This window comes from Rhizobium sophoriradicis, assembly GCF_025200795.1.
Lineage (GTDB): Bacteria > Pseudomonadota > Alphaproteobacteria > Rhizobiales > Rhizobiaceae > Rhizobium > Rhizobium sophoriradicis.
The window spans coordinates 1,943,188-1,956,569 of the sequence record NZ_CP104152.1 but is presented as its reverse complement, the minus strand read 5'-3'; the positions used below and the strand labels follow the sequence as shown (position 1 = coordinate 1,956,569).

13 protein-coding genes are annotated in these 13,382 nt (G+C 59.9%); 10 read left to right on the top strand and 3 right to left on the bottom strand.

Features of this window, described 5'->3' with window-relative positions; all coding sequences use genetic code 11:
* Nucleotides 1-20: 20 nt before the first annotated feature.
* Nucleotides 21-1,433 carry a magnesium transporter gene (mgtE, locus tag N2597_RS09840; protein WP_096764970.1) on the top strand — a complete coding sequence of 471 codons (1,413 nt, stop codon included), beginning with the start codon at nucleotides 21-23 and terminating at the stop codon, nucleotides 1,431-1,433.
* Between the two features lie 65 nt (nucleotides 1,434-1,498).
* Nucleotides 1,499-1,891: a MerR family transcriptional regulator gene (locus N2597_RS09835; protein ID WP_011425479.1), complete on the top strand. Its 393-nt coding sequence runs from the start codon at nucleotides 1,499-1,501 to the stop codon at nucleotides 1,889-1,891.
* A 24-nt stretch (nucleotides 1,892-1,915) separates the two neighbouring features.
* On the opposite strand, the gene N2597_RS09830 is transcribed toward N2597_RS09835, so the two are convergent.
* Nucleotides 1,916-2,905, bottom strand: coding sequence for a heparan-alpha-glucosaminide N-acetyltransferase (locus tag N2597_RS09830; protein ID WP_096764969.1), 990 nt, complete (start codon nucleotides 2,903-2,905; stop codon nucleotides 1,916-1,918).
* Nucleotides 2,905-3,669, bottom strand: coding sequence for a DUF599 domain-containing protein (locus N2597_RS09825; protein ID WP_039619890.1), 765 nt, complete (start codon nucleotides 3,667-3,669; stop codon nucleotides 2,905-2,907). The genes N2597_RS09830 and N2597_RS09825 overlap by 1 nt, the downstream gene beginning before the upstream one ends.
* Nucleotides 3,670-3,968: 299 nt before the next feature.
* Between N2597_RS09825 and N2597_RS09820 the strand changes: the two genes are divergently transcribed.
* Both N2597_RS09820 and N2597_RS09815 read left to right on the top strand, forming a co-directional pair.
* The gene (locus tag N2597_RS09820; RefSeq protein ID WP_077989186.1) at nucleotides 3,969-4,742 is read left to right on the top strand and encodes a fumarylacetoacetate hydrolase family protein; all 774 of its coding nucleotides are present in this window, start codon (nucleotides 3,969-3,971) and stop codon (nucleotides 4,740-4,742) included.
* A gap of 186 nt (nucleotides 4,743-4,928) precedes the next feature.
* On the top strand, nucleotides 4,929-5,429 hold the full coding sequence (locus N2597_RS09815) for a carboxymuconolactone decarboxylase family protein (RefSeq protein WP_225880841.1): 501 nt from the start codon (nucleotides 4,929-4,931) through the stop codon (nucleotides 5,427-5,429).
* A 198-nt stretch (nucleotides 5,430-5,627) separates the two neighbouring features.
* Here N2597_RS09815 and N2597_RS09810 read toward each other — a convergent pair whose 3' ends face one another.
* Complete coding sequence (locus N2597_RS09810; RefSeq protein ID WP_106796191.1) at nucleotides 5,628-6,629, bottom strand: LacI family DNA-binding transcriptional regulator; 1,002 nt, start codon at nucleotides 6,627-6,629, stop codon at nucleotides 5,628-5,630.
* 370 nt (nucleotides 6,630-6,999) lie between these two features.
* Between N2597_RS09810 and N2597_RS09805 the strand changes: the two genes are divergently transcribed.
* The 6 genes from N2597_RS09805 (at nucleotide 7,000) to N2597_RS09780 (ending at nucleotide 13,342) form a co-directional block, all read left to right on the top strand.
* Entirely contained in the window at nucleotides 7,000-7,851 is an 852-nt protein-coding gene (locus N2597_RS09805; RefSeq protein ID WP_077989183.1) for a branched-chain amino acid ABC transporter permease, read from the top strand.
* Between the two features lie 2 nt (nucleotides 7,852-7,853).
* Entirely contained in the window at nucleotides 7,854-9,596 is a 1,743-nt protein-coding gene (locus tag N2597_RS09800) for a branched-chain amino acid ABC transporter ATP-binding protein/permease (protein ID WP_183597766.1), read from the top strand.
* A complete protein-coding gene (locus tag N2597_RS09795) occupies nucleotides 9,586-10,293 on the top strand; it encodes an ABC transporter ATP-binding protein (protein WP_183597712.1) in 708 nt (235 codons plus the stop codon). Before N2597_RS09800 ends, N2597_RS09795 begins: the two co-directional genes overlap by 11 nt.
* Complete coding sequence (locus N2597_RS09790; RefSeq protein ID WP_210281893.1) at nucleotides 10,283-10,861, top strand: cupin domain-containing protein; 579 nt, start codon at nucleotides 10,283-10,285, stop codon at nucleotides 10,859-10,861. The genes N2597_RS09795 and N2597_RS09790 overlap by 11 nt, the downstream gene beginning before the upstream one ends.
* 63 nt (nucleotides 10,862-10,924) lie before the next feature.
* The gene (gene eno, locus N2597_RS09785) at nucleotides 10,925-12,241 is read left to right on the top strand and encodes a phosphopyruvate hydratase (RefSeq protein WP_077989178.1); all 1,317 of its coding nucleotides are present in this window, start codon (nucleotides 10,925-10,927) and stop codon (nucleotides 12,239-12,241) included.
* A gap of 99 nt (nucleotides 12,242-12,340) precedes the next feature.
* Entirely contained in the window at nucleotides 12,341-13,342 is a 1,002-nt protein-coding gene (locus N2597_RS09780) for a VOC family protein (protein ID WP_096771994.1), read from the top strand.
* The last annotated feature ends 40 nt before the right edge of the window (nucleotides 13,343-13,382 follow it).

The following is a 13,382-nucleotide window of genomic DNA, read 5'->3' as shown; positions in this document are numbered from 1 at the left end:
ACCAGGTGCGAGGGCGGCAGATGACGACGACCGATACGGAAGACCGCATTCGCCGGCGCGATGACGAGGAAGCGGATATTTACGACGAGGACGGCAATGTCCGTGGCGATTTCCTTGCCCTCGTCGGCGCCGCGATCGCCGATCGCGATACGCTGTTCCTGCGCCAGAATGTCGCCCGCCTGCATGAATCCGAAATAGGCGACCTGCTGGAAGCGATCCAGCCGGATCAGCGGCTGGCGCTGGTGCGCCTGCTCGGCGAAGATTTCGACATGACGGCGCTGACCGAGGTCGACGAGGCGATCCGCCGCGAGATCGTCGACCAGATGCCGAACGAGCAGATCGCCGCTGCGATCGGCGAGCTCGATTCGGACGATGCCGTCTACATTCTCGAAGATCTCGACAAGGAAGACCGGGAAGAGATCCTTGCGCAACTGCCGTTTACCGAACGGGTGCGGTTGCGCCGGGCGCTCGACTATCCGGAAAGCTCGGCCGGGCGCCGCATGCAGACGGAATTCGTCGCCGTGCCGCCGTTCTGGACTGTGGGACAGACGATCGACTACATGCGCGACGAGGAGGATCTGCCCTATTCCTTCTCACAGATCTTCGTCATCGATCCGACCTTCAAGCTGCTCGGCGCCGTCGACCTCGATCAGATCCTGCGCACCAAGCGGCAGACGAAGATCGAGCAGATCATGCGCGAAACCAATCATCCGGTTCCGGCCGAGATGGACCAGGAAGAGGCCGCCCAGCTCTTCGAACAGTACGACCTTCTCTCCGCCGCCGTCGTCGACGAAAACGGCCGGCTGGTCGGCGTATTGACCATCGACGACGTCGTCGACGTCATCCATGAAGAGGCGGACGAGGACATCAAGCGCCTCGGCGGCGTCGGCGACGAAGAGCTGTCCGACAATGTGCTGTCGACGGCGCGCTCGCGCTTCCTCTGGCTATTGATCAATCTCGGCACGGCGATGCTGTCGGCCAGCGTCATCGGGCTCTTCGACGCCTCGATCGAGAAGATGATCGCGCTTGCGGTGCTGATGCCGATCGTCGCCTCGATGGGCGGCAATGCCGGCACGCAGACGATGACGGTGACGGTGCGCGCGCTCGCCACCCGCGATCTCGACATCTACAATGCCGGCCGCATCATCCGCAGAGAGGCGGGCGTCGGCATCCTCAACGGCGTCATCTTCGCGACGATCATGGGCGCGATAGCCGGCACATGGTTTCACGACTACCAGCTCGGGGGGGTGATCGCGGCGGCGATGATCATCAATCTGATGGCGGCAGCCCTTGCCGGCATCCTGTTGCCACTGCTGCTCGACAAGATGGGGGCCGATCCGGCCATCGCCTCCTCGGTCTTTGTTACGACGGTGACCGACTGTACCGGCTTTTTCGCCTTTCTCGGCATCGCGACCTGGTGGTTCGGCATCTGAATGGTGGCTGAAATTGACTATTACGTAAAAGTCAATATTATTGCCGGTTCGACGACGGGGAACACATGCCGGTGAACAAATATTATAGCATAACGGAGCTCACGCGCGAATTCGGTGTCTCGACGCGCACGCTCCGATTCTACGAGGACGAGGGACTGATCCATCCGGAGCGGCGAGGGCGCACCCGCCTGTTCCGGCCGGCGGACCGCCGGCTGATCGGCGAAATCCTGCGCGGGCGGCGGATCGGTTTCACCATCGCGGAAATTCGCGAGATCATCCAGGTCTACAAGGAGCCGCCGGGCGAACTCGGCCAGCTGAAGCTTCTGATGAAGCGCGTCGACGAGAAGCGTGAGGACCTGCGCCAGAAGCGCAAGGATATAGACGACACGCTGACGGAACTCGACAATATCGAAGAGGCCTGCCTCGGCCGCCTCGCCGAAATCGGCGTCACTACCTGACAACGGGCAGAGCCTCGCCCGTCTTTATTCCGCCTCGGCGCTGCATTCGGCGACGAGTGTCTGGACCCGTTCATCGTTCTGGACGTCGATCTCGTTTGCCTGCAGTGGGATCAACAGGCTTTGGGCCTGCAATTTTCCGAGCGTACACTGGCAGAAGCTGCGGCACAGCGCTTCGCCTTGCTGCATCACGCAAGTGGAGTTGCATTGCCTTAGGTAAGTTTCCGCCGGATCCGGCGTCGGCGGCGGGACGAGAAGGGAAAGCCCATAGGCGATGGCGATCAGCACCGGCTGGTGGATGAGGTAGAAGGCAAGGCTGTGGCGGCCAAGTCGCGCCGGCCACCAGGAGCCGGTGCCGAGGGTGGCAAGCCGGTGCGGCAGCCTGGTTCTGATGGCGATCGAGGCGAAGCTCAGTCCGGCAAAGAACGGCATTGCCCAGGGAAACAGCGGCACGTAGTCGTTCGACCGTTCCGGCATGGCGGCAAGGCCGATCCAGGCGAGATATCGCGGATCGAAAAAGGACGAGCGCAGCAGGCCCGGTGTGCCGAAATTATCGATGATCCAGGCGGCCAGGAGCGCCAGCGTGAAAACGAGCGTGACGGCGAGCGGCAGCTGGATGAAAACGATGCCGATGAGCGTGAGCACCGCGATGCAATGCAGGATGCCAAAATAGATCCACCCGTCCGGCATCGCGATCCGCGTCGCGATCGAGATGACCGCGGCGGCCGCGGCAATCATGCCGAAACGCTTCCAGAAAGATGGCCAGCGAACCGCGGGCGTGCTCGAAAGCACCAGGCTGACGCCGACGATGAAGAGAAAGGTCGTGGCGATCGCCCGGGCATAGATCTTCAGCCAGCCGGTCTCGGCCGTGCCCGGCGCAAGATAGCCCATGAACTCCATGTCCCAGGTGAAATGGTAGCTTGCCATAGCGATCAGCGCGACGCCGCGCGCCGTATCCAATAGACCGATGCGCGGGGGTCTCGCAGTCGCATCGGCCTGCATTGCCGGCATTGTCATCAAAGTCCCTCGGACAAATCACTTCCACTGCTCGACGGCATGTCGCGGCGAACAGGAGAAAGGTGAAGATTGGGCGGCGGGCCGGCATCCATGATCGCCAGCCGCGCCTCAGAGAAGAATTGCCGGCGCGCCAGCACGAAGATGACGATCGCCGTCGTCAGCATGAAGACATAAGGGTTGATGAACCAGCCGAGATAGCCGATCGACAGGAAGATCGCCCTCAGGCCCTCGTTGAAATTGCTGCCGGCAATGACGTTCATGCGGATGACGCGTTCGGCGGCCCGCTCGGCGGCGATGACGTCGCTCTCGGCATCGCGCAGCATCGGGATGGAGCCGAAGAGAATGGTGCAGTAGTTGAACAGCCGATAGGACCAGCCGAACTTGAAAAAGGCATAACCGAAAAGCGCTGCCAGTCCGCCGACCTTCATCTCGAAGACGGCATGACCGCCATGGAAGACGAAGGGCAGGTCGGCAAAGACGGCGTCGACCTTCTCGGTGGCGCCCAGCAGCGCGAAGCAGCTGCCGATCGCGAAGATCGAGGTCGAGGCGAAGAAGGCCGTGCCGTTCTGCAGTCCGGCCATGATCTGCGTGTCGATCATCTTCAGGTCGCGGCGCAGCGAATTGTAGATCCACTCGCGGCGCCGTTCGGTCATCGCATGCGTCAGACTGGTGCGGCCGAAAAATGTGCGGCCCTTCAGCAGCCAGGAATAGCCCATCCAGACACAGGCAAAGAAGGCCAGAGCAATGTAGTCCGCCGTCGTCATCGGTGATTCAGTCTCCGCATGAAGTGCGGCCACCTTACATATGCATCGAGATGCTGCAATGACTGGTAAGGCGAGCTGGCTGGTTTAAGCACCAAAGGCGAAAACCGGTTTCGATGCGCACAGCCAAAATGCTGAGCGCCGTTCGCGCATCCTATCGGCGCGAAATTCGTAGCAAGACGGCACCGATGCCGATTGTTTTGCAGCATTCTAGGATCCAATTCCAATCCCCAACCGCCGGGCACGAAGTGCGTTGACGAGACATCGCGTCTGCGCTAACGTTAGCAAAAATGGAGACCAGAATGAAGATTGTGCGTTACCGGTCCGGCGATGGAATTCACTATGGGGTCGAAAGCGAAGGCGTGATCGAACGGCTCGCTGGTGATCCCTTCCAGTCGATCGAACGAACGGGGCAGGCGGATGACCTTTCGAGCGTCCATCTGCTGTGCCCGATCGAGCGGCCGCGGATATTCGGGGTCGCGTATAATTACAGGCAGCACACCGACGAGACGGGAAAAGAGCAACCGACGCTTCCTGTGTTGTTCATGAAGCCAAGCACGGCCGCGTGCGGCAACGGAGATGCCATTGAATATCCGAGTGATGGCGAAATCGTCCATTACGAGGCTGAACTGGTCGCTATCGTGGGCAAAGGAGGGCGCCACATCAGCCCAGAAAACGCCTTGCAGCACGTGCTCGGCTACACATGCGGCAATGATATCAGCGACCGCATCATCCAGCGGCAGGAAAGCAAGTTCGGCTGCCTGTTGGCGGGCAAGGGCTACGACACTTTTGCCCCGATCGGTCCGGCCATCATTACGGATATCGATCCGACCAACCTTGACGTCATCCTTCGTCAGAACGGCACAGTCAGACAGTCGGGGAATACGCGAGACCTCGTCTACCCGGTTGCTGACATCGTTGCTTACTTGAGCCGCTTCATGACGCTGCTCCCCGGCGACGTGATCATGACCGGCACGCCGGCCGGCGTTGGACCGATCGTTCCCGGCGACGATCTCGAGGTGGAGATTCCCGGTATCGGCGTGTTGAAAAATCACGTGGTTCCTGCGCGGCATTAAGCGGAGCGCGAGAGATCCTGCAAAGGAATTTCGTTGCAGCCAGAAAATCTGATTGACTCAGGTTCTCTAACACAAGTAATGCTAACGTTAGCAAATTCTGGCCGATCGAATGGTCTTAGGCAGGCGATTTGCGAAAAAATCTGAGGTGGTGGAATGGCACGAGTCCGATACGTCTCAAATACCGAATTGGCTGAGACGCAACCCGCGCTGAATGAGCGCTTGCTGAAGGAGAGGAAGGTTCCGACCGGAAATATCTTCCTCGCGCTCGCCAATGCTCCCGCAGTCCTTAACGATTTCCTGACCTACGCGAACGCTGTGCGGGCTGCCGACCTCAGCCCGAAGCTGCGTGAGATGGCGATCCTTACGGTCGGCTATTGCACAAACTCGGAGTACGAGGTGAAGCATCATCATTCCCATGGCCTCAAGGCGGGCCTTACGGAGGAGCAGTTTCATGCCATTCCGGATTTCGAGACCTCGGACCTTTTCAATGAGCAGGAGAAGGCTGTGATGGCCTTTGCCAAGGACTCGACGCTGAACGTCGATGTGTCGGATGAAGTCTGGGGTGGAGTCGCGAAGTTCCTGTCGGAGAAGCAACTTGTCGAACTCGCGATCAATGTTGCCTGGTACAATTCCGGTGTTCGTCTGATGGGCGCGTTGAAAATTGATCTTGAAGAGGGATACCGATGAGCAAGCTGGCAGCGCGGGAGCTGCGTTCGCTTCGTCATGCCGCATAGTCTTGGCAGCGGCTCATCTAAATCCAGGGCTTTCAGCGTCGCGCTCGGGATGGGGTGAATCACGGCCAATAAAGAGAGGTGCGCGTCGCGGGACGGGCGCCTCTCCCCGATTCAGCAGCCTACCGCTGGATATCCATTGGCCTGCCGGCGTTTATGGAGCGCCCGTGCTGCCGCGAATGATCAATTGTGGCGGCGAGATGAAGCTATAAGGCTTGCTAAGGTCCCCCTTGTTCTGAAGGTGATGGAGGAACCACAGCCCGCAGGCGGTTGCCAATTCCGAAACCGGTAACTGAACTGTCGTAAGTCCGGGGCCCCACCACCGATATCCAAGTTCATCGCCGAACCCGATGACGGAAATGTCTCCCGGGACGCTCAAAGCTTGGTCCTGGATTTCATCAATGACTCCGGAGGTGTTTTGTACCGCACCGATCACCAGCGCCGTCGGTCGATCCTTGCGGGAGAGGAGGCGGCGTACGGCCTCGCGGCCGAATTCGGGCGAGGAGGGAGCGCCTAGTTCCTCATGAACGACAATCTTCTCGCCGGAGTTTTTGACCGCGTCACGGAAACCCTGCACGCGAGCCGCGCCGGTGGGCAGCTCTTCCGTGCCGCCGATATAAGCGATCCGTCTGTGACCTTCATTGATGATATGTTCCGTACTCTCGTAAAGCGCCCTTCTGTCATCGATCCCAAACCATTGGTCGCCGAGCAACGGCGCCTTGCGCAGCAATTGGATGTGAGGTGTCATCTTCAGGATTCGCGCAGAATCGGGATGAGGTTTGGCGCTTGGGACCAGAATGATCCCGGCGACGTTGACGCTGGTGAGTTCCCTGATATGACGAAGCTCGTGCATTCTGTCGTCATCGGTTTCACACAAAGTCAGCTGATAATTCGCCGAAAGAAGGCATCTCGACAGAGCATGGGCGATGGTCGAATAAAAGCTGTTGCGGATATCCGGCACGATCAGGCCAACGAGGTTGCTTTGAACCCCGCGCATCATTCGTGCAGCACGATTGGCAACGTAACCGGCTTGAGCTGCGGCCTCGTTCACCTTTCGCTTCATCTCGGCGCTTATGCGTCGATCGTCGGCGAGGGCGCGACCCACCGTTGAGGGTGAAACCTGAAGTCTGGCGGCGATATCTTTGATTGTTACCATTGTGCTTAGCCCGAATGATCACTTTCGCCAACGATAGCATTGGCGCGGCGGTTGTCAAACGCCGAAATCGCAGAACAACTCCGGCGAATCAAGATGCTCTGATGTTCGTTCACGGATCTTCGGTGCGCTGACTGGGTCCCCGTCGTAATAGCTAGCGATCTCATGGGGTTGATTTCACCTTTTGGAATTATCTCTCGGTATTGCCGCATCTCGGGCGACGCGCATTGAGGAATTTTACCTCGTGAATGTCATTGACATGGCCGCCGCCCTATGAGACCAATGTTGTGCAAACGTTAGCGCAGGAGGAGGCATAACGGATGGATGTTCTGGCAATCTTGGAGATGATCATCGTGCCCACAGAAGGACGTGGATGCTGATGACCCTTGCTCTCTTCTTGCAGTCGGCTGTTGGTGGCATTTTGCTGGGCGGGATTTATGGCCTGCTGGCAATGGGGCTCAGCCTGAGCTGGGGGCTGTTGAAACTTGTGAACCTCAGCCACTTCGCGCTTGCGTTCCTTGGCGCCTACCTGACCTACCAGCTCGGCACGGTCTATGGTGTCCCGGCATATTTAAGCGCCCTTCTGATCGCTCCGCTGTTCTTCGCGCTTGGCGTTGCGCTGCACAGCGTGTTCGTGCGTTTCAAGGTGAAGGAATTCGCTTCTCTCCTGGTCACGTTCGGCGTCACGATCCTGATCGAGTCGCTGATCCAATGGGTCTGGTCGGCCGATTTCCTTCGCTACGAAACGCCCTATGCGCAGACCACCATCCGGCTCGGCCCGATCTTCGTGCCCGTATTGGATCTTTCCGCCTTTGCCTGCGCCGGCGTGCTTGCCGGAGCGGCTTGGTACGCATTGAACAAGACCATGCTCGGCAAGGCACTGCGTGCCGCTGCCCATGACGCCCCCGTAGCATCGGCTTTCGGAATCAATTCCACCCGCGTGTCGTACATCCTGGCCGGCCTCTGCTCAGCGACGGCAGGTATCGCGGGTGTCTTCATCGCCCTGATCGGAACTTTGGCTCCATCTCAAATCGAGGCCTGGATCGGGGTTGTGTTCGCCGTCGCCATCATTGGAGGATTGGGCAGCCCCATCGGCGCATTGGGTGCCGGAATGCTGATTGGCGTGGCCGAGAGCCTGACCATGTCCGTCGTGAACCCCGCTTGGGCGCCGCTCGTGGCATTCAGCGTGCTCATCGTCATCCTCCTGCGCAAACCGGTGATTTGACCATGAAAAAGCTCCTAATCACAGCACCCGCCGTCGCGGTCCTGGCCTCGCTGCCTTACCTGGGAATGGCGGATTACTACCTTTCCTACCTGTACATCATCTTCTTTTGGGTCGTGCTGGCTACGAGCTGGGGCATCCTCAGCGGTTACACCGGCTACTGGAGTTTTGGTCACGCCGCGTTTTTCGGCATCGGGGTCTACACGACGGCGACGCTGACGACGCAGTTGTCATGGCCCTTCGTGGCGACGATACCTGCCGCGGCACTGCTTGCGGCCGCGGTCGCTGTCCTGATTGGCTTGGTGGTCTTTCGCTCGGGAGCTCTGCGCGGCGAGTTCTTCGCGCTGCTGACGCTGTCGGTAACCTTCGTCATTGCGGCCATTGTGTCGAACACCGCGCTGGATTCGGGCACGGGCGTATTCCTCTCGGGAATCGAAATCCCAATGATCGGCGCGACGGCGTCTGGCTCGCTCTATATGTTCGGGCTTATCGCGGCTCTTGCCGCGCTGGCGTCGTCCTATTTCATCTTTCACAGCAAGTTCGGCCAGGGCTTGCTTGCAATCCACGACGATGAAGACGTCGCAGAGGTGAAAGGCGTTCCGACGTTCCGCTACAAGCTGATGTCGTTTGCGATCTCGTCGGCGCTTGCAGGCGCAATGGGTGCAATACACGCGGTATATGTAGGCTACGTCACGGTTGGCGAGACGTTCGCGGTGACCGTTCCTCTCTATGTCGTGCTCATGAGCATTCTCGGCGGTGCGCGCCATTGGGCGGGACCTGCCATCGGCGCGGTCATCATCACCGTGCTGCAAAGCGCCATCGTCAGCGGCGCTCATGCGGAATTCGGCCGTGCGGGCGTGGCTCTCGCGCTGATCATTGTCATACTGGTGCTGCCGTCCGGCATTGTTCCCAGCCTGATCCGCCGGTTTGCCGACAGGCGCAGCGGAGCTGGCGCACAGGAGGCGAGTGATCAGGCCGCTGCGCGGTTCGCGCCCTCAGCCCCGGCAGGCTCCGGTCCGGTGCTTCTCAAATGCGAGGATGTCACCAAGTCCTTTGGCGGCATCCGTGCCTTGACCGGCGTGACCCTGGACGTCCGGCGGGGGGAAATTCTCGCCCTGGTCGGGCCGAATGGCTCCGGCAAGTCAACACTGATCAACATGATCAGCGGCCATTACGCCATGACCTCCGGTAAGATCACGCTGGAAGGCGAGGAGATCTCCGGTCGATCACCGCATCTGATCGCGCAGCAGGGCGTGGCGCGTACCTACCAGATCCCGCGCCTGTTCGATAATCTGACTGTCCTCGAAAACGTTCGGCTCTGCGCTAGATTTGGCGGCGCAGATGGCATGGGCTTGGATGCGGTCGACGCAGTCACCAGGGAGGCTCTCGCCTTTACCGGCCTGGCTGACAAGGCCAACTTGCTCCCGGAGGCGTTGAACCTGCATGACCGCAAGTTTGTCGAATTCGCCAGAGCACTGGCGGCAAAACCGCGGCTGCTGCTGCTCGACGAGGTGCTTTGCGGCTTGAATCCGGCCGAGGTCGACCATGCGGTCGAAATGATCAAGCGGATCAGGGCTGGCGGTACGACGATCATCTTCGTTGAGCACCTGATGCGTGCGGTTGTCGCGCTGGCGGACCGTGTCGCGGTGCTGGACCAGGGGAAAGTTCTGGCGCTTGGGCAGCCAAGCGAAACGATGAGAGACCCGGCAGTGGTCAGCGTATATCTGGGAGGCAGTCATGCTGCTTGAGGTCGATAAGATCGAGGTCGGCTACGGAGATGCGATCGCTCTGTGGGATCTGTCAATCGGTGTAAGAGCAGGCGAGATCGTCTCGGTCGTCGGCCCGAACGGGGCGGGGAAGAGCACGCTGGTAAATGCCATCGCCGGCATTCTTCGTCCGCACAAAGGAAAGATCGTCATCGAGGGGAAGGACGTCTCCAAGGTGCCCAGCCATCGGGTGTGCGATTACGGCATAGCGGTAGTCCCGGAAGGGCGGCGTCTTTTCACGGCAATGACGGTCTTGGACAATCTGTTGCTCGGAGCATACCGCTCGCTCGCTCGTGCTGAGCGCGATGCTACCCTCGCTGAGGTGTTTCAGCTTTTCCCTGTCTTGGAAGAGCGTCAGAATTCGTTGGCGGGTTCCTTGTCGGGCGGGCAGCAGCAAATGGTTGCGATCGGCCGCGGCCTGATGGCCAAGCCGCGCGTGCTGCTCATGGACGAGCCGTCGCTCGGGCTGTCGCCTTTGATCGTCGGCGAAATGTTCAAAATCATCCAGATGATCAATGAGCGAGGCGTAGCCGTGCTGCTCGTCGAGCAGAACGTGAACAAGGCGCTTGAAATTGCCCATCAGGCCTACGTGATCGAGCAAGGCCGCGTGACGGCCTCCGGAGCGCCCGAAGTTCTCATCAATGATCCAAGCATCAGGGAGGCCTATCTTGGAATCTGAAAAATTGAGCGGGAGAGTTCCCGTGCATATCAGGCGCGTTGTGACGGAGCACGGCAGTCAGGGTGTTGCCAGGTTCGCCGAGGACGGCGCCGTTCCGCGCACCGACATATTCAAGACGGTTCCCGGACTGGTGTCGCGGATGGTCTGGTCGACTTCGGCTTCAACGACGGTCCCACTCAACGGAACCGATCCAACTCCGCTGGTGACGAGCTTCGTTCCCGAGCCGGGTGAAACGCGGTTTTTAGTGCTAACGTTCCCACCGGATGCCGTTTTTATGGCTCCGGATTTCGATGGGCCGGCGGCTGTGGCGGAGAACCTGGCGGTCAGCCCAGGCCTGGCCGAACGTTTCGAGCCGGATGGTAAACATCAAACGCCGACCGTCGATTACGGCATCGTTCTCGACGGCGAGATCTGGATGGAGCTCGACGATGCCAATGAGACTCGCCTGGGCCAATTCGACACCTTCGTACAGAACGGAACGCGTCACGCCTGGCGAAACAAAAGCGACAGACCGGCAACCATCGCCGTGGTGCTGGTTGGCGCACGGACCCCCGATATGACGGATTAACGATGACGGCCTGTGAGCCTCGATGACCCAATATTTCAACCTGACTTTGTGGACCAGTTGAACATGATGAACACCGAAATTCGAAAAGTGCAGGGCCGTCGCGTCTGGGACTCCCGTGGCAGGCCCACCGTTGAGGTAGAAATCGAGCTGGCCTCCGGTGCCACGGGCAGGGCGATTGCCCCGGCTGGCGCATCGACCGGAACCGGCGAAGCTCTCGATCTACGCGATGGCGGCAGCGCCCTTGCCGGCTTGGGCATCAACAAGGCCCTCTCCGCCGTCAACGGGGAAATCGCCAAATTGCTGGTTGGCCGGGATGCCAGGGATCAGGCCGAGCTAGACCGCGCGATTATCACACTCGATGGTACACCGAACCGGAGCAGACTAGGTGGAAATGCGTCGGTAGCAACGTCGATGGCGTTGCTTCACGCCGCTGCGGCTGCGGCCGACCAACCGATCTGGCGGTATCTCGCAGGCTCCGACAGGGGAATTACGATGCCGCTGCCGGAAATCCAGATTTTCGGTGGCGGAGCGCATGCAGCGCGCCGGGTAGACGTCCAGGATTTCATGATCATGTGCCCTGCCGCCTCGACTTTCTCGGAGGCTTTGGAGTGGACGGCCGAGGTCTACCGCGCGGCGGGCGACATCATGAAGCGTGCCGGCAAGCTCCAGGGCGTGGCGGACGAGGGAGGCTACTGGCCTGCCTTCACCAGCAATGAAGAGGCTCTCGATGCCTTGGTGCGTTCGATCGAGGCTGCCGGTCTGAAACCCGGCGGCGAGGTCGCGATATCGCTCGATATCGCGGCTTCCGAATTCGGCCGCGAAGGCAAGTATTCGCTGGCATTGGAAGATCGGCAGCTCGACACGGCCGAGATGATCGACATGCTTGGCGGCTGGTTGAAGGCATATCCGATCGTCTCTATCGAGGATCCGCTCGCCGAGGATGATCCCGATGGCTTCAAGGAATTTACCGCCCGCTACGGCTCCCGATGCCAGATCATCGGCGACGACTTCTTCGTGACGAACGCGGCGCGGGTGACGGAAGCGATCGGGGATAAAAGCGCCAATGCCGTTCTGATCAAGCCGAACCAGGCGGGCACGATCACAGAGACGTTCGAAGCACTCTCGGTCGCCAAAAGGGCAGGTTTTCGGACAATCGTTTCGGCGCGATCCGGCGAGACGGAAGATGTGACGATCGCCCATCTGTCGGTCGGCTGGGATGCCAAGCAGCTCAAGGTCGGATCGTTCTCCCGCTCCGAGCGCATGGCCAAGTGGAACGAGGTTCTCCGGATCGAGGAGGCTCTTGGAAAAGAGGCTTCGTTCGCTGGCTGGTCGGCGCTAGACTTGGCTGAAAGGCCGGCCGCGGTTGCCGCCGTAGGTTAGAATTTTTGATGGGCCGAATGCGCGTCTCGCACAAAACAGGCGTTGACAAAACAACCGGCCCTCTTATGCTAACGTTAGCAATAAATAGACGAGGATGACATGCTACCGGCTGTTAATTTGAAACCTCCCTTCAACATCACGCGCTTCAGCCACGTCGTGCTTGAAGTCGATGACGTGGGGTGTAGCCGAGATTTCTATGTCAATGTCGGCGGCCTCGTCGAAACAGAATTCGCGGACGGTGTCTCCTACCTCCGCGGGCTGTCCGAGGCCTGCCATCACAGCCTCGTGCTCACACCCGCCGGCGGCAAGCCGACGTGCAGGCGGATCGGGTACCGGGTGTTCCTGGAGGAAGATCTCGACAAGGCCAAGATCTTCTTTGAGGAGAAGGGCCTTCCGGCGGAGTGGGTCGAGGTTCGAAACCAGGGCCGCACGCTGCTTGTCAGCGATCCCTCGGGCGCTCGCATCGAGCTTTGCTCCAGCATGAGCGTCCATCCTCGTAAATTTCTCGACGTGCATGAACATCGTGGTGCTCGAGCCCAGGGCCTCGACCATTGCCAGATCATGGTTGCCGATCCACTGGGGCTGAGCGCGTTCTACGGCGAACTGGGTTTCCGCACTTCGGAATATATAGCGGCGGGCGACACTCTCATTGCGAACTTCATGTATCGCAAAGGTGTCTGCCTGGACCTGGCCTTGGTGCCCGGCATCGGCCCGCAACTGCACCATTTTGCCTATACGGTCCCCGAAATCAGCGACATCTTCGCCGTGTGCGACTTTGCCAGCCGTTACGGATATGGAGACAGCGTCGAGCGCGGGCCTGGCCGCCACGGCCCTTCGGGAGTTCTGTTCGTCTATCTGCGCGATCCCGATGGACACCGGGTGGAATTCTTCAACAATCACTACACCACGATAGATGCGGAGTTGGAGCCCATTCGTTGGGACGCGGCATCCCTGAGCACCAACGTGCATTGGGGGATGCCGGCCGTCTCCAAGTGGTTCTTCGAGGCCAGCGAATTTACGGGAGTGCCGCTGGAGCACCCCGAGAAAATGCCGAACCCGATGACGCTGGAGCGATACGCAGAAGGGCTCGCGAAGAGCTGACCTGCCGCCTGAGGCAGGAGACTGACGCGCTGCGACAGCT